21 protein-coding genes and 3 riboswitches are annotated in these 17,685 nt (G+C 40.9%); of the genes, 5 read left to right on the top strand and 16 right to left on the bottom strand.

The features are described 5' to 3' along the window. Position 1: 1 nt before the first annotated feature. Together ABKJ27_RS03045 and ABKJ27_RS03040 are read right to left on the bottom strand one after the other, a co-directional pair. The gene (locus ABKJ27_RS03045) at positions 2-373 is read right to left on the bottom strand and encodes a cupredoxin domain-containing protein (protein WP_000932059.1); all 372 of its coding nucleotides are present in this window, start codon (positions 371-373) and stop codon (positions 2-4) included. Between the two features lie 10 nt (positions 374-383). After that, the gene (locus ABKJ27_RS03040) at positions 384-779 is read right to left on the bottom strand and encodes a CopY/TcrY family copper transport repressor (protein WP_001167188.1); all 396 of its coding nucleotides are present in this window, start codon (positions 777-779) and stop codon (positions 384-386) included. 183 nt (positions 780-962) lie between these two features. Continuing rightward, positions 963-1,060, top strand: a riboswitch (TPP riboswitch). An 83-nt stretch (positions 1,061-1,143) separates the two neighbouring features. Between ABKJ27_RS03040 and thiD the strand changes: the two genes are divergently transcribed. After that, positions 1,144-1,935, top strand: coding sequence for a bifunctional hydroxymethylpyrimidine kinase/phosphomethylpyrimidine kinase (thiD, locus tag ABKJ27_RS03035; RefSeq protein WP_410012018.1), 792 nt, complete (start codon positions 1,144-1,146; stop codon positions 1,933-1,935). Positions 1,936-2,094: 159 nt separating this feature from the next. Here thiD and thiE (ABKJ27_RS03030) read toward each other — a convergent pair whose 3' ends face one another. The 11 genes from thiE (ABKJ27_RS03030) to lctO all read right to left on the bottom strand — a co-directional run bounded on the left by thiE (ABKJ27_RS03030) (position 2,095) and on the right by lctO (position 11,602). Next, positions 2,095-2,727, bottom strand: coding sequence for a thiamine phosphate synthase (gene thiE, locus ABKJ27_RS03030; RefSeq protein ID WP_410012017.1), 633 nt, complete (start codon positions 2,725-2,727; stop codon positions 2,095-2,097). Further along, positions 2,720-3,523 carry a hydroxyethylthiazole kinase gene (locus ABKJ27_RS03025; protein ID WP_410012016.1) on the bottom strand — a complete coding sequence of 268 codons (804 nt, stop codon included), beginning with the start codon at positions 3,521-3,523 and terminating at the stop codon, positions 2,720-2,722. The genes thiE (ABKJ27_RS03030) and ABKJ27_RS03025 overlap by 8 nt, the downstream gene beginning before the upstream one ends. Beyond that, positions 3,523-4,047 carry an energy coupling factor transporter S component ThiW gene (gene thiW, locus ABKJ27_RS03020; protein WP_125409352.1) on the bottom strand — a complete coding sequence of 175 codons (525 nt, stop codon included), beginning with the start codon at positions 4,045-4,047 and terminating at the stop codon, positions 3,523-3,525. The genes ABKJ27_RS03025 and thiW overlap by 1 nt, the downstream gene beginning before the upstream one ends. A 4-nt stretch (positions 4,048-4,051) precedes the next feature. Beyond that, positions 4,052-4,744, bottom strand: coding sequence for a thiaminase II (tenA, locus tag ABKJ27_RS03015; RefSeq protein WP_261031293.1), 693 nt, complete (start codon positions 4,742-4,744; stop codon positions 4,052-4,054). A 10-nt stretch (positions 4,745-4,754) separates the two neighbouring features. Beyond that, positions 4,755-5,405, bottom strand: coding sequence for an energy-coupling factor transporter transmembrane component T (locus tag ABKJ27_RS03010; RefSeq protein WP_410012015.1), 651 nt, complete (start codon positions 5,403-5,405; stop codon positions 4,755-4,757). Position 5,406: 1 nt separating this feature from the next. Beyond that, a complete protein-coding gene (locus ABKJ27_RS03005; protein WP_410012014.1) occupies positions 5,407-6,792 on the bottom strand; it encodes an ATP-binding cassette domain-containing protein in 1,386 nt (461 codons plus the stop codon). Continuing rightward, on the bottom strand, positions 6,793-7,353 hold the full coding sequence (locus ABKJ27_RS03000; RefSeq protein ID WP_024057751.1) for an ECF transporter S component: 561 nt from the start codon (positions 7,351-7,353) through the stop codon (positions 6,793-6,795). A 153-nt stretch (positions 7,354-7,506) separates the two neighbouring features. Then, positions 7,507-7,595, bottom strand: a riboswitch (TPP riboswitch). A gap of 209 nt (positions 7,596-7,804) precedes the next feature. After that, positions 7,805-8,434, bottom strand: a complete 630-nt coding sequence (gene thiE, locus ABKJ27_RS02995; RefSeq protein WP_410012013.1) for a thiamine phosphate synthase — start codon at positions 8,432-8,434, stop codon at positions 7,805-7,807. A 1-nt stretch (position 8,435) separates the two neighbouring features. Beyond that, on the bottom strand, positions 8,436-9,218 hold the full coding sequence (thiM, locus tag ABKJ27_RS02990; protein ID WP_410012012.1) for a hydroxyethylthiazole kinase: 783 nt from the start codon (positions 9,216-9,218) through the stop codon (positions 8,436-8,438). Between the two features lie 127 nt (positions 9,219-9,345). Continuing rightward, on the bottom strand, positions 9,346-10,014 hold the full coding sequence (locus ABKJ27_RS02985) for a TenA family protein (RefSeq protein WP_410012011.1): 669 nt from the start codon (positions 10,012-10,014) through the stop codon (positions 9,346-9,348). Positions 10,015-10,229: 215 nt separating this feature from the next. Continuing rightward, positions 10,230-10,318: riboswitch (TPP riboswitch) on the bottom strand. A gap of 147 nt (positions 10,319-10,465) precedes the next feature. After that, positions 10,466-11,602: an L-lactate oxidase gene (lctO, locus tag ABKJ27_RS02980; protein ID WP_000120723.1), complete on the bottom strand. Its 1,137-nt coding sequence runs from the start codon at positions 11,600-11,602 to the stop codon at positions 10,466-10,468. 215 nt (positions 11,603-11,817) lie between these two features. On the opposite strand from lctO, the gene ABKJ27_RS02975 reads away from it, so the two are divergent. Genes ABKJ27_RS02975 through ABKJ27_RS02960 form a run of 4 tightly spaced genes read left to right on the top strand, consistent with a single transcriptional unit; the run spans position 11,818 to position 14,772 of the window. Then, positions 11,818-12,498, top strand: coding sequence for an amino acid ABC transporter permease (locus tag ABKJ27_RS02975; RefSeq protein ID WP_410012010.1), 681 nt, complete (start codon positions 11,818-11,820; stop codon positions 12,496-12,498). Beyond that, positions 12,458-13,135, top strand: a complete 678-nt coding sequence (locus tag ABKJ27_RS02970; RefSeq protein ID WP_410012009.1) for an amino acid ABC transporter permease — start codon at positions 12,458-12,460, stop codon at positions 13,133-13,135. Before ABKJ27_RS02975 ends, ABKJ27_RS02970 begins: the two co-directional genes overlap by 41 nt. Further along, positions 13,136-13,894 (top strand): amino acid ABC transporter ATP-binding protein, encoded by a 759-nt coding sequence (locus ABKJ27_RS02965; protein WP_125448134.1) that lies wholly within the window; start codon positions 13,136-13,138, stop codon positions 13,892-13,894. Positions 13,895-13,905: 11 nt separating this feature from the next. Further along, on the top strand, positions 13,906-14,772 hold the full coding sequence (locus tag ABKJ27_RS02960; RefSeq protein ID WP_125448135.1) for a cysteine ABC transporter substrate-binding protein: 867 nt from the start codon (positions 13,906-13,908) through the stop codon (positions 14,770-14,772). Between the two features lie 58 nt (positions 14,773-14,830). Here ABKJ27_RS02960 and pyrE read toward each other — a convergent pair whose 3' ends face one another. The 3 genes from pyrE to ABKJ27_RS02945 all read right to left on the bottom strand — a co-directional run bounded on the left by pyrE (position 14,831) and on the right by ABKJ27_RS02945 (position 17,684). Continuing rightward, positions 14,831-15,463: an orotate phosphoribosyltransferase gene (pyrE, locus tag ABKJ27_RS02955; RefSeq protein WP_410012008.1), complete on the bottom strand. Its 633-nt coding sequence runs from the start codon at positions 15,461-15,463 to the stop codon at positions 14,831-14,833. 39 nt (positions 15,464-15,502) lie between these two features. Beyond that, complete coding sequence (pyrF, locus tag ABKJ27_RS02950) at positions 15,503-16,198, bottom strand: orotidine-5'-phosphate decarboxylase (RefSeq protein ID WP_410012007.1); 696 nt, start codon at positions 16,196-16,198, stop codon at positions 15,503-15,505. Positions 16,199-16,430: 232 nt separating this feature from the next. Then, a complete protein-coding gene (locus ABKJ27_RS02945; protein WP_410012006.1) occupies positions 16,431-17,684 on the bottom strand; it encodes a cell division protein FtsQ/DivIB in 1,254 nt (417 codons plus the stop codon). Between the last annotated feature and the right edge of the window lies 1 nt (position 17,685).

The raw sequence follows: 17,685 nt of genomic DNA, 5'->3' as shown, positions 1-17,685 counted from the left end.
CCTATTCTACAATCATCTTACCGTGCATCATATTCATGCCACAAGAGAAACCATACTCTCCAGCCTGCTCAGGCGTGATTTCCACTACATACTCTTCCCCCATTGGCAGATCCGCATGTACACCAAAGTCTGGAAATACGATCTGATCCAAACATGGTGAAGGATCTTTGCGGTCAAAGACAATGCGGGCTGGCACTGATTTCTTGAGGATAATCAACTCAGGCGTATAGCCCCCCATGACCTCCACTCGAATCTCTTGGTAGCCGTTTTTTTGCTGGGCCTTTTGTCCAGATTTTTCAGGCTTTTTGAAAAACCAAAACAAGATAAACGCGATAAGGGCAATACAAATAATGGTTACAATAATATTCAACATGACGTCTCCTTTACATACAATTACATTTTACTTCTGTTACAGCGCTTGATTTCTTCTCAGAAATCACAGCTTCCAAGTCTTCCAAGTCAGCCTGAGTAAAATCACATTCAGCAATCAAATCAGCCAACAAGTTCTTAATCCTACGGGAACAAACTTTATCTTTGATATCTTGAACAAGCAAGTCTCGACTTTGATCCAAAGTTAAAAGGGCTGAATAGACAAAGGACTTGCCTTCTTTTTTCCTCGTCAGGCACTCTTTCTCAACCAAACGAGCCAAAAGAGTTTGAATGGTCGACTTGGACCAGTCGAACCGCTCCGCCAGAACCCTAATCAAATCTGAACTAGTCTGCTCTCCTTGCATCCAAATAATCTTCATGACCTGCCATTCTGCATCTGAAATCTGCATAATCACACCTCCAAAATCTACATTTGTCAATTACAATCATCAGTATACTCTTAAAATCTACATTTGTCAACTATGGAATTAATCTTTTCTTTGAAAAATTGAATTTTAACCCTATGATAAAGGATTTGCAGTCAAATCTTACTATATAAACTATGAAAATATGCTATACTAAAGAAAAAAGAAAACAACCACTAGGGGTGCGTAAAGCTGAGATTAACGACTGTTAGACCCTTTGACTCAATCTAGGTAATGCTAGCTGATGGAAGTGGAAATGATAATGGGGACTAGCAGTCTTCTATTGCCTTTCTAAAACAGACTAGCTTGTTCTTAAGAATACAAACTTCAGTTGGTTGGGAGGTTTTAGATGACTTATTTACCCGTTGCTTTGACCATTGCAGGGACTGACCCTAGTGGTGGTGCTGGCATTATGGCTGACTTAAAGTCGTTCCAAGCTAGAGATGTCTATGGAATGGCCGTTGTGACCAGTCTTGTCGCTCAAAATACCAGAGGTGTTCAATTAATCGAGCACGTTTCTCCTCAAATGTTGAAAGCCCAATTGGAGAGTGTCTTTTCTGATATTCCACCTCAGGCTGTAAAAACAGGGATGTTGGCAACTACTGAGATCATGGAGATCATCCAGCCCTATCTTAAAAAGCTGGATTGTCCCTACGTCCTTGACCCTGTTATGGTCGCAACAAGCGGAGACACCCTGATTGATACCAGTGCCAGAGACTACCTAAAAACAAATCTACTTCCCCTTGCAACTATTATTACACCCAATCTTCCTGAGGCAGAAGAGATTGTTGGTTTTTCAATCCATGATCCTGAAGACATGCAGCGTGCCGGACGCCTGATTTTAAAAGAATTTGGTCCTCAGTCTGTGGTAATCAAAGGTGGGCATCTCGAAGGCGGTGCCAAGGATTTCCTCTTTACCAAGGAAGACCAATTTGTCTGGGAAAGTCCACGAATTCAAACCTGTCATACACATGGTACTGGATGTACCTTTGCTGCAGTGATTACTGCTGAACTAGCCAAGGGAAAAAGCCTTTATCAGGCAGTTGATAAGGCCAAGTCCTTTATCACGAAAGCCATCCAAGACGCCCCTCAACTCGGTCATGGTTCTGGCCCAGTTAACCATACAAGCTTTAAAGATTAAAAAAACTCTCTAGTTCCTACTTTAAGGGAATTAGAGAGTTTTTATACTCTTCGAAAATCTCTTCAAACGACGTCAGCTTTATCTGCAACCTCAAAGCTGTGCTTTGAGCAACCTGCGACTAGCTTCCTAGTTTGCTCTTTGATTTTCATTGAGTATTAATTAGAAAATAATGTCATCCAACTTTGTCAAAAAGGCTTGCGTTTTTGTCTCTATATCTTCTGCCTTCATCAAATCACGCACTACAGCTACACCAGCTATGCCAGTGCCCATAAGTTGGTCAATGTTCTCCGAAGTTAAACCTCCGATAGCAACTACTGGAATGGCGACCCTTTGGCAAATTGTCTTCAAGGTTGAAATCAGAGTGATGGGTGCATTTTCCTTGGTCGTAGTCGGGAAAATGGCTCCTGTCCCCAAGTAATCCGCACCTCCTTCTTCTGCCTCGAGGGCTCTTTTTACAGTTTTAGCTGTGACACCGAGGATTTTTTCAGGACCTAGGACTTTGCGGGCAACCGAAACTGGTAGTTCATCGTCTCCAATATGCAGACCAGCAGCATCAACCGCAAGACAAACATCCAAACGATCATCGATTATCAAGGGTACCTGATAGGCATCTGTTATTTCCTTGACTTGTTTTGCCAGTTGATAATATTGATTTGTTGTGAGATTTTTTTCTCGTAATTGGACTATGGTAACCCCTGAGCGGCAAGCCGTCTCAATCTTTTCAAGAAAACTTTGCAAGGAATCTTGGTAGCGATTGGTTACCAGATATAGTCTAAGTGCTTCTCTATTCATAATCCTCTCCTTTGATAGCATCTAGCCAGTTTTCATCTCTTTTGAGGAGTGAAAGCTGATTGAGTACTTGGTAACGAAAATCTTCCAATCCCATTCCTTGAACAACTATTCTCTCAGCGGAGATATTGAGATAAGAAACCGCTAGGAAAGAAGCTTCAAAGGCAGTCTTTCCTTGGCTGAGAAAAACAGCTGTTAAAGCTCCAACCAAGTCTCCTGTCCCTGTTATCCAGTCTAATTCAGCACAGCCATTTCCCAGTACAGCGACCTGATTCTTCGAAACGATGAGGTCCTTAGGGCCTGTGACTAAGAATGACATACCTGGATAGATCTGACACCAGTCTTTCAAGACTTGAAGCAAATCCTCAGTTTCTTGATCTTTAGCACTCGCATCTACCCCAACGCCGTGGTGTTTTAAGCCAACAAGACTTCGGATTTCCGACATATTTCCTTTAAGTACCGTAGGTCTATAGTCTAAAAGGTCTTTAACTAAGCTCTTACGAATGGATGAAACTGTTACGCCAACTGCATCTACTACCATTGGAAGACAAACTTGATCTGCATAAGAAGCTGCCATACGGATTGCTTTTTCCTTCTCAGCTGACAAATGCCCCAAATTGATGAAGAGTGCCTGGCTTTGCTTAGTAAAATCAAGAACCTCACGGGGATCATCTGCCATAACTGGTTTACATCCCAGAGCCAAAATCCCATTTGCTAGCATCTCACAAGAAATCTCATTGGTAATACAGTGAATGAGGGAAGTCGTTGCCAGAGGAAAAGGATTTGTAAATGCCTGCATCAGTCTATCCTTTCATCAAAGAAATATCCCTGAACTTTTTTAAAGAATTCCTGCTTGATTAAAAATCGAAAGGCAATAAAGGAAATCGCTGTACCAATCAAGGTTGCACCGAAAAATCGAGGAGTGTAGATAAACCAACTAAGCTTAGCGGCCGATCCTGTAAAGAGTACCATAACAGGATAGGAAACAATAGAACCAATAATACCTGTTCCCAAAATTTCTCCCAAAGCAGAAAAGTAAAATTTTCTACCATACTTATAAAAGAGACCTGCTAGAAGGGCTCCAAAAGTCGCTCCTGTGAGAGCTAAAGGTGGAATCCCTTGAGTCGTCATACGGATAAAGGCTGTCACTGTAGCCATAACCAAGGCATAAACAGGTCCCATCATGATTCCTGCTAGAATATTGACTACACTGGACATCGGTGCCATTCCCTCAATCCGAAAGATAGGCGTAAGGACTACATCAAGGGCAATCATCATGGATAAAATGGTTAATTTGTGAACTTGTAATTGGTGCTTTCTCATGTTTCTATTCTTCTCCTGTTTCTAAAGACTGTAAATCGCTCTTCCATGTCTGGTGTTGGTAGGCCATTTCCCAAAACTTAGCTTCCATATGAACACTGATGTGGAAGGCATCTAGCATTTTTTTCTTGTCTGTCTCGTCACTTTCTCGATAGAGTTGATTGACCAGAGCCTCTTCCTCTCTGATCTGCTGCTCCAATTCATCCGTAATATACGTTTCAATCCATTGTTGATAGAGAGGATTTGGTGATGGTTTAAGATTAAGTGATTTGCCTATATCATGATATAGCCAAGGACAAGGCAGCAAGCTTGCAAAGGCAATACCCAAGTTTGGCTCTGCAAATTGCCGATAAATGTGAGAGATATAATGATAGCAGGTTGGAGCGATTGGATGCTCATCCATTTCCTGATCGCTGATTTCCAATTCCTTGAAAAATTGTTGGCGGATAAATAACTCACCTTCCACTAGACTCTGAGCATTTTGTTTCAAGAGTCTTTTCATCTCTTGATTTGAAGTCTTATCAGCCAAGAGGTGATAGGCTTCTGAGAAGGCCTTCAAATAGTAGGCATCCTGAATCAGGTAATAGCGGAAAATGGCAGGTTCTAAATTCCCCTCTTGCAACTGTAAAACAAAGGGATGATGAAAGGAAGCCTGCCAAGCTTCCTTGGATAATTCCATCGCAATATCTGTAAATTCCATAATAACTCCTTTATAAAAATAGACTGGTTTGAAGCAATAAAAAGAAAAGCAGGTAGATGAATAGTGTCCTTTGAGGAATATAAAAAGTCCGATAGCGATTCTCCACCTGTGCATGTTCGTCATATCCATGCGCCGATAGAGCTCTCAGGTAAAGATGGCGCCACCTAAAGACTGTCATCAAAACCTTGCTGTAAATCAAGGGCGACCAAAAATGTAGTTCTTGACCGCGTAATAAGCAAGCCTCCTTGAGGGACTTGATTTCTTGCTGAATGAGAGGAAAGGAATTAAATACCACAATCAAGGCATAAGCCCATGACCGTGATAGCCCCTTTTGAGCCAAGTACAAGAGAAGCTCTTTTAGGGAAATAGAGGAAACAAAGACAAGACCGATACAAACGGTCACAAAGGCCCTCGTTCCAAGCATGACTGCCTGCGAAGCATCTCCATGTAACTGAACTGCCCAGTAGTTGGCAAAGGATGGCAAAATGGCGAGCAGAATCATCCAAGCCAATACTTTAAATCGACGGTAATAGAGCATAAAGAGAATACAAAATGCGACTACCGAAAGATTCAAAGTAATTGAAGGAATGAAAGATGTTTCCAAGGATAAAATCAGCAAGAAAAGACTAATAATTGGTGTCTGGGTTGCTACTTTGACCATACTATCTCACCTCCCCTTGGGTATTGCTACTCTGAGATGTGAGTGGTTTGGTAATTGTCACTGCTTTCACATGACTGAGCCCCTGACTAGTCATCTCAATCCAATAATCAACCACAGAGATCAAGGGATCTAAACGATGGCTAATGATCAGAAAACTTCTTCCTTGATTTCTCTCCTCCGCAATCCACTGACAAAAATAAGAGCAGGCTCTATCATCCAAACCTGCAAAAGGTTCGTCTAGCAAGATCACAGAAGCCTTACTAGTCAAGATGGTCAAGAGCTGAAGAATCTTTTGCTGGCCACCACTTAATTGATAGGGACTCTCATCGAGTGCCTGCTCCAAATCAAAATATTGTAAAGCTTGATGTATCCGCTGATTTCTTTCAGAATCAGGTCCATCTAATTGAAGTTCCTCTCGCAGACTGACTCGGATAAACTGTTTCTCAGCTTCCTGAACAACACCCGTCAGGTCACGATACAAACTCTTTTTCTTTTTCAAGACCGAACTCTTCCAAGTAATGCGCCCCTTATACTTTTGAAATTGAAGAATAGACCGAAAGAGGGTTGATTTCCCGACACCATTATCACCCAAGATACAGGAAATTCCTTGGTAGAATGTAAAATTCACAATCGAAAAGAGGGGACGCTTATCCAGCTCACAAATCGTTCGATCCATATGGAACAGTTCCGGGCTAGAAGCAACCTCCTTTGAAGCAACCTGTGTCATCTCAGAGGTAGGGATTTGAAACACTTCCCTTAGTTGTCCATCTCTTAGCTCCACCATATGGTCGATATAGGCTTCATAATCAGATAAATCATGGTCGCACAAAATAACTGTCTTCCCATCAGAAACCAACTCTTTTAAAATCTCCAAGATCTCTATCCTACTCTTGCGGTCAATAGAAGCAAAGGGCTCATCCAAGAGATAGACCCTAGGATTCATAGCAAAGAGAACAGCCAAAGCAGCCTTTTGCTTTTCCCCTCCTGATAAGTGATGAATTGGACGGTGCAAGATTGCCTTGCAGCGACATTGCTGGACCACCTCTGCTATTTTAGAATCAATTTCCTGAACGGGATGCCCAATATTTTCCAAGGTAAAAATCAGCTCCTCAAACAAGTTCTCCATGGTAAATTGATGGTTGGGATTTTGAAAGAGAATACCAACCGTCTGGACACGCTTGATGATAGAAAGCTGACTGACCTCACTCCCATCTATCAGGACTTGACCGCTATAGGGAAGAGAACTGATTTGGGCAATCATTTGAAAGAGGCTCGATTTTCCAGACCCACTGCTCCCAACTAACAAGGTAAAGGCTTGCGCATGAAAAGTAAAATCAATCGCTTCCGAAAAAATTTGGGACTGAATCTCCCGTAATTCCAGCCCCATCTATGCCTTTCCTCCAGCTGCAAACTGGTGATAGAGTTTGACAATGGCACGAACCAAGATAGTACAGAAGAAAAAGACAGAAATAAAACGTACCACAAGCAAGGAAAGGACAAAAGGAAGGGAGAAGGCATAGTAACCTAACTTAATGTATTCATAGACAAAACTAACAAGCGTAATCCCAATACTATTGGCAGTTAGAGAGAGCCAACTTTCATAGCGATTCTTGGTTACGATAAAACCAAATTCACTTCCCAAACCTTGAACCAAGCCAGACAAAAGGGCACCTAGACCGAATTGGCTACCATAAAGGACTTCAGCAAGCGCAGCTAGCACTTCTCCAATCGTTGCACTTCCCACTCTTGGAACAAAGATGGCAGCAATAGGCGCAGCCATACACCAGAGACCAAAGAGGATTTCATTGGCAAAGGCCTGTAAACCAAGAGGTGCTAAAATCAGAGTGAGGATATCAAACAGATAGCCAGATCCTACAAAAACGCCACCAAAAAAGATAGACAAGAAAGCAAGTAAAATAACATCTTTTAACTGCCATTTTTTCAACATAAAAAACTCCTTTTTAAAGAAAAGTGGAGCATTCAAGGAGACCTACCTAAATGCTTTGTATCATCTTCATCCAGTTTCGTAAAAGAAAAAACTCTAATTACAGATAGGAATTAGAGTTTACTTACAAGATTAGATGGTTAGTTTCTACAAATAAAAAACTATTTCACATTTCCCTTCGCCAGTCTTAACTGTATCAGGTTCAATGGGTATCATCTCAGCCTAAAGCACCCCAAATGTCTTTATTATTTAATTATATAAATATTATAACAAACGATTTTTTCCAGTTCAAGAAATTGAACTGGAAATACAGCCTTGCACTCAAAAAGACAGCAGATCTTTCTTTTGCAAAAAATAAATGACTTATTTGATGGATTAGCTATTTAAACTGAATCTGGACATATCTTTTTAGAAAAGGAAAACTTCCACTTACTTAGAATCCAAGGATAGATACCTATTGTTCACTCATTTCTCGAACAGTTTTTTCTATATTTTTTGCATACGATATTGCTGAAATGATTGAAACACCATCCATATTCGTCTTCATAATATCTTTAATATGTTGCGTCTGTATCCCACCAATTGCAACTAATGGCATTTGTGGCAATAGTTTTCTCATCAATTTAAGACCTTCATAACCTATAGCGCCACCAGCATCATCCTTTGACTGGGTAGCAAATACAGGACCAACACCAACATAATCTACATATTCAACTTTTGATTGTTGAAATTCTTCCTCATTTTTTATAGAAAGACCAATTATTTTATCTGGCATCAATTTTCTAATTTCATCAACTCCAAGGTCATCTTGTCCTACATGTACGCCATCAGCGTCAATTTCCATTGCCAAATCAATATCATCATTAACAATAAACGGAACATTGTATTTTTTACAAAGATCCTGTAGTTTTATTGCTAATTCGACTTTTTCTTTACCTTCTAATGCTCCCTCCCCTTTTTCACGGAATTGAAATAAGGTTATACCACCTTTTAAGGCTTCCTCAACGACCGTATATAGATCTTTTCCTTGGCAAGTAGTCGTTCCACAAATAAAATATAGTTTTAGTAATTCTTTATGAAACATTTTACTTCACTCTTTTGAATTCCTTTACATCTTCATCTGTAATCTCATATAAGGCATTTATAAATTCAACTTTAAATGTTCCAGGAAGATGTCCATTTGGACGTTTTTCTGCCATTTCTCCAGCGATATTGTAAACCAACATTGCTGTTTCTAATGATTTCAATTCTTGACCTTTTTCAAGTCCGATAAAGCTTGCTACTACAGCACCTAATAAGCATCCTGTCCCAATAACTTTTGGCATCATGGCACTACCATTATGAATCGTTATCACTTCTCCATTTACCGCAATAGCATCCACTTCACCTGTTACTACAATTGGAATATTGAACTTCTCATTTGCTGCTAGAGCAATTTCGTCAATATTATCTACACCCGCACTATCTACTCCTTTAGATTCCACATTTATTCCTACTAAAGAGGCAATCTCGCCAGCATTTCCTCTAATCGCTGCCAGTTTGTAATTATTGATTAGATCATCTGCTACTTTTTTTCTATATTCTCCTGCTCCACAGGCTACAGGATCTAAAACTGCAGGAACATTATATTTTTCAGCAATTTTTAGTGCCTCTTGGTACAGCTTCCAATTATTATCCGTTAAAGTCCCAATGTTAATCAATAATCCTCCAGCATATTTTAATAGATCTTCTAAGTCTGCTGGGTACTCGCTCATAGCTGGTGAGGCACCCAGTGCTACTAATCCATTTGCTGTAAAGTTTTTTACAACATCATTGGTGATACAGATTACTAATGGTGCTTTTTCTTTTAATAATTTTAAACTTGTCATATTGAAATCCTTCCTTTTCACTTTATACGATCTACTGATTTCGATTTATCTCTATCTTTCGTTAAGAAATTTTTCAGTTACATTGAATGATTTACCTCATCAAATTTGTCAGTATCCTGAACTTTCCCTAAGCATCATAACCAATATCAAAAAAGGCTAATTCTAAAGCGACTGCTTGGTTCCAGCGTTGCTTAAGTTCTGTCAAATCTTCTCGACCTTTTCCGACACGATTGAGTTCGTCAACCAGAAATTGAACCCACTCTGCAAAGAAAGGACCTCTGTGGAGATTAATCCATTCCGAATGAATATAGGCTTCAGGTAGAGCCAAATCTTTAGAACCCCAGTCTAAATAGAGACCTTCTGCAATGACCAGCATGACTAAAAGATGGGCATAGTCTGATGATGATACAGCAGAATACATAAGCTCCTGAAAGGCTTTTGTTACAGGATGCAAGGTCACTTCCAGATAGTCATTCTCAGATACTTTTAACTCTTTGAAAGCTTTTTGGAAATAACCGTCTTCATCTGCTTCAAGAAAGCCTAGTTGCTTGGCAAAACGAAGCTTGGATTCAAGCTGGTCTGCGTGGGCTACGCAAGCACCCAGCATGGATAAGAAGGCATCAAAGAAGTGATAATCTTGAATTAGGTAGTCTTTTAAGACCTTATTCTCAATTGTCCCCGCAAAAAGTTCCTTAACAAAACGATGATTGATTGCAGCCTGCCAATCCTTCTGACTGCTTTTTAATAATTCTCCAACAGTCAAACCTGGCTGAAATGCATAGTCTTGTCTTTCCATATTTACTTTTCCTCTCTTTACTCGTTCGTAATCAACAAAACATCAAGAAAATCCTAGTTTTACTTGACCTTTTTAAAGAAAATCAAGGGCGTTCAAGAAAAGCTACCTAAATGCTTTGTATCACCTTCATCCAGTTTATATAAACAAAAAAACTCCAATTACAATCAAGAATTAGAGTTTAGCTTACAAGATTAGATCGTTCATTTCGCCATACGAAAAAACGTTTCACATTTCCCTTCGCCAGTCTTAACTGTATCAGGTTCAATGGGTATCATCTCAGCCTAAAGCACCCCAAATGTCTTTATTATTTAATTACTGCACCAGTATAGCAAAAAATGAAAGCCCTAGCAAGATATTTGATTGGAAAATATATTTATATAGATTTTGATATATTTTCCTTTATTAAAACACAAGCAAAAACCTCCACACTTAGTGGAGGCAAGCTGTTTTATCAATACAATTTTAAGTCACGTGGGTCAACTGGGAAGGTTGGGTTGTATGGGTTGTGACGAAGTTTGAAGTGTTTGACATCTTCAATGGTCTGAGTTCCAGACAATTGCATGACTGTCTTCAATTCCGCATTCAAGTGTTCAAAGACTTGACGCACACCGACACTACCGCCAAGAGCCAGACCATAGATAACAGGGCGGCCAATAGCTACCAAGTCTGCTCCTGAAGCCAAGGCTTTAAAGACGTGTTGACCACGACGAATACCTGAGTCAAAGACGATTGGTACGCGTTTGTCAACTGCTTCTGCTACTTCTTGAAGTGAGTCAAAGGCAGCTGGCCCACCGTCGATTTGACGGCCACCATGGTTGGTTACCCAAATACCAGAAGCTCCTGCAGCAAGTGAACGTTCAACGTCCTCACGGCATTGTGGTCCTTTAACGTAAACTGGTAATCCTGAGTATTCAGCGATAAATTCTACATCTCGTGGAGATAGGCGTTGTTTAGCTGATTTGTAAACAAAGTCCATTGATTTACCAGCACCTTCTGGTAGGTATTCTTCAACAATCGGCATGCCAACTGGGAAGACAAAACCATTACGTTTGTCCACCTCACGATTGCCCCCTACAGTAGCATCTGCTGTCAATACAATCGCTTTATAACCTTCAGCCTTCACACGATCCATGATGTGGCGGTTAATCCCGTCATCTTTACTAAAGTAAAATTGGAACCAGTGAGGTGTCCCTTGAAGGGCTTCCGTAATTTCTGGAAGGTCTACAGTAGAGTAAGAGCTGGTTGTATAGAGGGAACCAAACTCATGCACACCACGCGCAGTAGCCACTTCACCCTGTTCATTTGCTAATTTATGAGCTGCAACAGGCGCCATAATGATTGGTGAAGACAATTTTTCACCTGCAAATTCAATCTCTGTACTTGGATTTTCTACATTACAAAGCGTATGTGGAACGATGAGTTTGTGATTAAAGGCACGGATATTCTCACGTAAAGTGAAAGTATCTTCCGCCCCACTAGCGATATAGCCAAAGGCTGCTTTAGGGATAACCTGTTGCGCCATTGGTTCCAAATCATAGGTATTGATGAAATCTACATGACCTTCTGCATTGCTTGTTTTGTATGACATAAAATGTCCTCCTTAATAAGTGAGCGTTTACTTTGTATGTTACAAAAATATCTTAACTCTTTTTTCAAAATTTTTCAAATATTTTGTTTGGAAATTTCAGAAATTTTATGTCTATGATAAAAAATCCTTATGACGGCAATAAAAAATACATATTATCCAAAGGAGATTTTAAGTGCTACAATAACTGTATTATTTCTAGATGGGAGGTTCTATTTTTGGATTGGTCCATTGTTGAACAATATCTACCACTATATCAAAAGGCATTTCTTCTGACCTTGCATATTGCAGTTTGGGGAATTTTGGGATCCTTTCTGCTCGGTTTAATCGTTAGTATCATCCGACATTATCGAATTCCTGTTTTGGCGCAAATAGCGACAGCCTACATCGAATTGTCACGCAATACGCCCCTTTTGATTCAACTCTTCTTTCTCTACTTCGGTCTTCCCCGAATCGGGATTGTCCTCTCTTCAGAAGTCTGTGCCACTTTAGGACTGGTCTTTTTAGGAGGCTCCTATATGGCAGAATCTTTCCGAAGTGGGCTGGAAGCCGTCAGTCAAACCCAGCAGGAGATTGGATTAGCAATCGGTCTGACACCTGTACAGGTCTTTCGCTATGTAGTTCTTCCGCAAGCAACAGCGGTGGCCCTACCGTCTTTTAGTGCCAATGTCATTTTCCTCATCAAGGAAACCTCTGTTTTCTCAGCAGTGGCTTTGGCCGATCTCATGTACGTCGCCAAAGACTTGATTGGGCTCTATTATGAGACAGACATTGCGCTAGCTATGTTGGTAGGTGCTTATCTGATGATGTTGCTACCCATCTCACTGGTCTTTAGCTGGATAGAAAGGAGGCTCCGCCATGCAGGATTCGGGAATCCAAGTACTCTTTCAGGGAAATAACCTCCTGAGAATCTTACAGGGATTGGGCATTACGATTGGGATATCCATCCTGTCTGTCCTCTTATCCATGATATTCGGAACAGTCATGGGAATCATCATGACCTCCCATTCTAGAATCATACGATTTTTAACACGATTGTATCTGGAATTTATCCGTATCATGCCCCAACTGGTGCTACTCTTCATCGTTTACTTTGGCTTAGCTCGAAACTTTAATATCAATATCTCAGGTGAGACTTCAGCTATTATCGTTTTTACCCTCTGGGGAACAGCTGAAATGGGGGACTTGGTCCGTGGAGCTATCACTTCCCTTCCTAAACATCAGTTTGAAAGTGGACAGGCACTGGGCTTGACCAATGTTCAACTTTACTACCACATCATTATCCCACAGGTTCTGAGAAGACTGCTACCGCAAGCCATCAACCTTGTCACTCGGATGATTAAAACGACTTCCTTGGTCGTTTTGATTGGAGTAGTTGAAGTGACCAAGGTTGGACAACAAATCATCGATAGCAATCGCCTGACTATCCCAACTGCTTCCTTTTGGATTTATGGAACCATTCTGGTCTTGTATTTCGCAGTCTGCTTTCCTATTTCCAAACTATCTACTCACTTAGAAAAATATTGGAGGAACTAAATGTCTGAAACTATCTTAGAAATCAAGGAGCTAAAAAAATCCTTCGGAGACAATCCTATCCTCCAAGGTCTTTCTCTAGATATCAAAAAAGGGGAAGTTGTGGTCATCCTAGGGCCATCTGGTTGTGGGAAAAGTACCCTCCTTCGTTGCCTCAATGGCTTAGAAAGTATTCAAGGTGGAGATATTCTTCTAGATGGCCAGTCCATTATTGGTAATCAGAAAGACTTTCACTTAGTTCGCCAAAAGATTGGCATGGTCTTTCAAAGTTATGAACTCTTTCCCCATCTAGATGTCCTACAAAACCTCATCCTAGGCCCTATCAAGGCTCAGGGAAGAGACAAGAAGGAAGTAACGGAAGAAGCTCTGCAACTACTAGAACGGGTTGGTTTACTAGATAAACAACATAGCTTTGCCCGTCAATTATCTGGTGGACAGAAGCAACGGGTTGCAATTGTCCGTGCGCTCCTCATGCATCCAGAAATCATCCTCTTTGACGAAGTGACGGCTTCGCTGGATCCAGAAATGGTGCGCGAAGTTCTGGAACTGATCAATGATTTGGCCCAAGAAGGGCGTACCATGATTTTAGTAACTCACGAAATGCAGTTTGCCCAAGCCATTGCAGACCGGATCATCTTCCTAGACCAAGGGAAAATTGCTGAAGAAGGAACGGCTCAAGCCTTCTTTACCAATCCGCAAACCAAACGAGCTCAGGAATTTTTAAACGTCTTTGACTTTAGCCAATTTGGCTCATATCTATAAAGGAGATTCTTATGAAACTATTCAAACCACTCTTAACTGTTTTGGCACTCGCCTTTGCCCTTATCTTTATCACAGCTTGTAGCTCAGGTGGAAATGCTGGTTCATCGTCTGGCAAAACTACTGCCAAGGCTCGCACAATCGATGAAATCAAAAAAAGCGGTGAACTACGAATCGCCGTATTTGGGGACAAGAAACCGTTTGGTTACGTTGACAATGACGGTTCTTACCAAGGCTACGATATCGAACTTGGGAACCAACTGGCTCAAGACCTTGGCGTGAAGGTAAAATACGTTTCAGTCGACGCTGCCAACCGTGCTGAATACTTGATTTCAAACAAGGTAGATATTACTCTTGCCAACTTTACAGTGACTGACGAACGCAAAAAACAAGTTGATTTTGCCCTTCCATATATGAAAGTCTCTCTTGGTGTCGTATCACCTAAGACTGGTCTCATTACAGACGTCAAACAATTGGAAGGTAAAACCTTGATTGTCACAAAAGGAACGACTGCTGAGACTTATTTTGAAAAGAATCATCCAGAAATCAAACTCCAAAAATATGACCAATACAGCGACTCTTACCAAGCCCTTCTTGACGGACGTGGAGATGCCTTCTCTACCGACAATACTGAAGTTCTAGCTTGGGCGCTTGAAAATAAAGGATTTGAAGTAGGCATTACTTCCCTCGGTGATCCCGATACCATTGCGGCAGCAGTTCAAAAAGGCAACCAAGAATTGCTAGACTTCATCAATAAAGATATTGAAAAATTAGGTAAAGAAAACTTCTTCCACAAAGCCTATGAAAAAACACTTCATCCAACTTACGGTGACGCTGCTAAAGCAGATGATCTAGTTGTGGAAGGCGGAAAAGTTGACTAAGATCCAATAAAATCATAAAAAATCAGGTAATCCTAGTGACTACCTGATTTTCTATGTCTTAAGCATTTTGCCAATTTTCTTGGTCTTCTTTAAAGCGTTTTAGAAGGTCGAATCCTTCTGGGGTGATATATCCTTCTTCTTGGGCTAGGTGGATGAGCTCACTGTAGTTAGAAAGTGTCACAAGTTTGACACCTGCATCTGAGAAGTTCTTATCTGCTTTTGGCAATTGGTAACTGAAAATCGCTACAACTCCAAGCACATCTGCTCCTTCTCGTTTAGCAGCTGCTACTGCTTCAAGAACAGAACCACCTGTTGAAATAAGATCTTCAACCACTACCATTTTTTGCCCCTGAGCTACGCGGCCTTCGATTTGATTACCAGCACCGTGGTCTTTTGGTTTGCTACGGATGTAGGCAAATGGCAGGTTCATCTTGTCAGCAATAATAGCTCCGTGTGGAATCCCTGCTGTTGCAGTTCCTGCAATCACTTCTACCTCTGGAAAGGCCTCTTTGATAGCATCTACAAAGCCATTTTCAATGAGAGTACGAGTTTCTGGATAGGCTAGTGTCACACGATTATCAGTATAAATCGGTGACTTGATACCAGATGCCCAAGTGAAAGGCTCCTCTGGTTTGAGGTAAACGGCTTGGATTTTCAAGAGGTGGCTAGCGATATCTTTAGCAAGTGTCATGGTATTCTCCTTTAATTTTTATAATCTATTTCTTTAATTCTAGTCTTGGTTCCATTCATCTTTGATAGCATGATAAGCTACAACAGGATCCTCAGCTTGAGTAATGGGACGTCCCACTACGATATAGTCACTACCGATTTGATAGGCATCTGCTGGCGTCATCACGCGTTTTTGGTCTCCAACAGCAACTCCTGCTGGACGAATGCCCGGTGTCAGACAAATAAAATCTGGATTAGTCGCCTGCTTAATGAGTTGCACTTCCTGAGCCGAACAAACCACACCATCCAAGCCCGCTTCAGCCGTCTTCTTCGCATAATGAATCACAGACTCTTGCAGGCTGGTTTGGATATTTTGAAAATCCTGCATCTGAGCTTCTGATGTTGATGTGAGCTGAGTGACAGCAATCAATTTGGCTTGACTTCCAAGACCTTCACGCGCCGCCTTCATCATCTCTACACCACCAGCTGCATGAACATTGGTCATATCGACACCAAGCTGAGACAAAACCTTCATGGCTGACTTGACTGTATTTGGAATGTCATGAAGTTTGAGATCAAGAAAGACACTGTGCCCCAGGTCTTTCAAGTAAGACACAATCTCAGGACCCGTTGCGTAATAAAGCTCCATCCCTACCTTGAGATAAAGGCTTTCTTCTGCTGGGAAAAGAGCTAAAAATTCCTTGACTGCCTCAAAACTAGGAAAATCAAGAGCAATGACTGGACGATGTTCTCGCATAGGTTTCTCCTTTTACCTTTACTAGTGAGAGAGTCTGGGCAACAGAAGCCAAGAAAAAAGGAACCTGCCAACAGCAAGGTTCCACGAAAAATAGGTAGTCTCCACCCTTTCACCGTCTAACCTTAGCTGCCTCTCTGGACTGCTTTAAAGGTTTTCTATTATTCTATTATTTCTACTAGCACTTGTCAAGTAAAAACATGGCAACTAAAGAGTTATAGGAGAAAAGCTAAACCTAGCGACGCGATGAACGCTGACTTGTTTGGTTTCGATTGCTCTCTTCCTCCAATTTTTTCTTCTCTTCTTCCAATTTTTTCTGCTGTTCCTCCAGCCTTTTCTTCTCTTCCTCTTTCTGTTTCTTCTCAGCTTCCTTGGCCTCTTGTTTGGCTTTTTCCTCTGCCTCCATAATTAATTTATCCGCCACAGTATAGCTGTAAATTCCAGCTTCCATGTCAATCACACTCGGTTCTGACAATTGTGGCTTAATCTTACTGTAATATGGCAGTTTCTTACTCATTTCAGATAGAGGAACCAAAACTTCGTCCGAATCATTCATGGTCAATCGAATTAGATCTGATGTCACCTTGCTTGGGGCTAGTTCCACCTTTTGGATAGCCGCCTTGAGTTCTGGACTAATTTGAGCAAGTTCTGAGGTAAAGGTCTTGATTTGTTCGCTGTCATTAAAGAGAACTGATATATAAGTTTCTGGCAGACTGACCAAGCTCACAGAACTGGTTTCAAGCTGACCACTGGAAAGAATAGGATAATGATTTTCACCAGAAACATAGTAGGCAACAATATCGTATTCCTTAACCTTAATAGTAAACTTAGTTGGAAATTGATAGGCAAGCTGAGCTGATTCAACCCAATAGTTAGACTTGATCTGCTCTTCATATTTTTCCTTGTCTAGCAGAAGGTTAATCGTATAATCCGAATCCTGAATGCCTGAAGCCTGTCGAATATCATCATCTGTGGTTTGCACTGTTCCCTCAACATGAATATCCTTCATGGTCGCATAAGGACTAAGCAAATAAGCAGAGACAACCAATAAAATCAGACTGAGAAACAAAATCGAGATAGCCCGCCAGATATGAACTCCTGGAATTTTCGGTTTGACCGGTTTTTCCTTAACAGGCTTTTTCTCTGCCTTTTTATCCCGTTTATCCTCTTTCTCTGTCTTTTTAGACTTTGATTCTTCTTTGACTACTTCTTTTTTGACGTCTTCTGACTCTTCTACTTTTTCTTCAGCATCTTCCTTAGCTGATTTTGGGTCTTTTGGATCAGATTCACTCTCTTGGTCCTCGGTTGCATCTGACTTTTCAGATTTTGAAGCCATTCGAGCTTGTCTTTCCTTTTCCTTCTCCTCAGCTAGGGCTACTTCTTCCTCAGCCTTCTTTTTTAGATATTCTTGGTTTCGTTTCTGCCATTCTGATAACTCTTTAAATTCTTCGAGGATTTCTTTGCCCTCATTTTTCTTATCTTTTGACATT

This window comes from Streptococcus sp. KHUD_011, assembly GCF_046352925.1.
In the GTDB taxonomy this organism is placed as follows: Bacteria; Bacillota; Bacilli; order Lactobacillales; family Streptococcaceae; genus Streptococcus.
Note: the sequence above shows the minus strand (reverse complement) of the source record. Positions and strands in the feature narration are given on the sequence as shown.

What these genes read in the sequence shown, in the direction of transcription:
- pyrF (WP_410012007.1), bottom strand. Translation starts at nt 16,198, where the DNA reads ATGCGAGAACATCGTCCAGTCATTGCTCTTGATTTTCCTAGTTTTGAG.
- thiW (WP_125409352.1), bottom strand. Translation starts at nt 4,047, where the DNA reads ATGAGAAAGCACCAATTACAAGTTCACAAATTAACCATTTTATCCATG.
- ABKJ27_RS03025 (WP_410012016.1), bottom strand. Translation starts at nt 3,523, where the DNA reads ATGCAGGCATTTACAAATCCTTTTCCTCTGGCAACGACTTCCCTCATT.
- ABKJ27_RS02970 (WP_410012009.1), top strand. Translation starts at nt 12,458, where the DNA reads ATGCAGGATTCGGGAATCCAAGTACTCTTTCAGGGAAATAACCTCCTG.
- ABKJ27_RS03000 (WP_024057751.1), bottom strand. Translation starts at nt 7,353, where the DNA reads ATGTTGAAAAAATGGCAGTTAAAAGATGTTATTTTACTTGCTTTCTTG.
- thiE (WP_410012013.1), bottom strand. Translation starts at nt 8,434, where the DNA reads ATGTTTCATAAAGAATTACTAAAACTATATTTTATTTGTGGAACGACT.
- ABKJ27_RS02985 (WP_410012011.1), bottom strand. Translation starts at nt 10,014, where the DNA reads ATGGAAAGACAAGACTATGCATTTCAGCCAGGTTTGACTGTTGGAGAA.
- tenA (WP_261031293.1), bottom strand. Translation starts at nt 4,744, where the DNA reads ATGGAATTTACAGATATTGCGATGGAATTATCCAAGGAAGCTTGGCAG.
- thiD (WP_410012018.1), top strand. Translation starts at nt 1,144, where the DNA reads ATGACTTATTTACCCGTTGCTTTGACCATTGCAGGGACTGACCCTAGT.
- ABKJ27_RS03045 (WP_000932059.1), bottom strand. Translation starts at nt 373, where the DNA reads ATGTTGAATATTATTGTAACCATTATTTGTATTGCCCTTATCGCGTTT.
- pyrE (WP_410012008.1), bottom strand. Translation starts at nt 15,463, where the DNA reads ATGACACTTGCTAAAGATATCGCTAGCCACCTCTTGAAAATCCAAGCC.
- ABKJ27_RS03040 (WP_001167188.1), bottom strand. Translation starts at nt 779, where the DNA reads ATGCAGATTTCAGATGCAGAATGGCAGGTCATGAAGATTATTTGGATG.
- thiM (WP_410012012.1), bottom strand. Translation starts at nt 9,218, where the DNA reads ATGACAAGTTTAAAATTATTAAAAGAAAAAGCACCATTAGTAATCTGT.
- ABKJ27_RS02960 (WP_125448135.1), top strand. Translation starts at nt 13,906, where the DNA reads ATGAAACTATTCAAACCACTCTTAACTGTTTTGGCACTCGCCTTTGCC.
- ABKJ27_RS03010 (WP_410012015.1), bottom strand. Translation starts at nt 5,405, where the DNA reads ATGGTCAAAGTAGCAACCCAGACACCAATTATTAGTCTTTTCTTGCTG.
- ABKJ27_RS03005 (WP_410012014.1), bottom strand. Translation starts at nt 6,792, where the DNA reads ATGGGGCTGGAATTACGGGAGATTCAGTCCCAAATTTTTTCGGAAGCG.
- thiE (WP_410012017.1), bottom strand. Translation starts at nt 2,727, where the DNA reads ATGAATAGAGAAGCACTTAGACTATATCTGGTAACCAATCGCTACCAA.
- ABKJ27_RS02965 (WP_125448134.1), top strand. Translation starts at nt 13,136, where the DNA reads ATGTCTGAAACTATCTTAGAAATCAAGGAGCTAAAAAAATCCTTCGGA.
- lctO (WP_000120723.1), bottom strand. Translation starts at nt 11,602, where the DNA reads ATGTCATACAAAACAAGCAATGCAGAAGGTCATGTAGATTTCATCAAT.
- ABKJ27_RS02945 (WP_410012006.1), bottom strand. Translation starts at nt 17,684, where the DNA reads ATGTCAAAAGATAAGAAAAATGAGGGCAAAGAAATCCTCGAAGAATTT.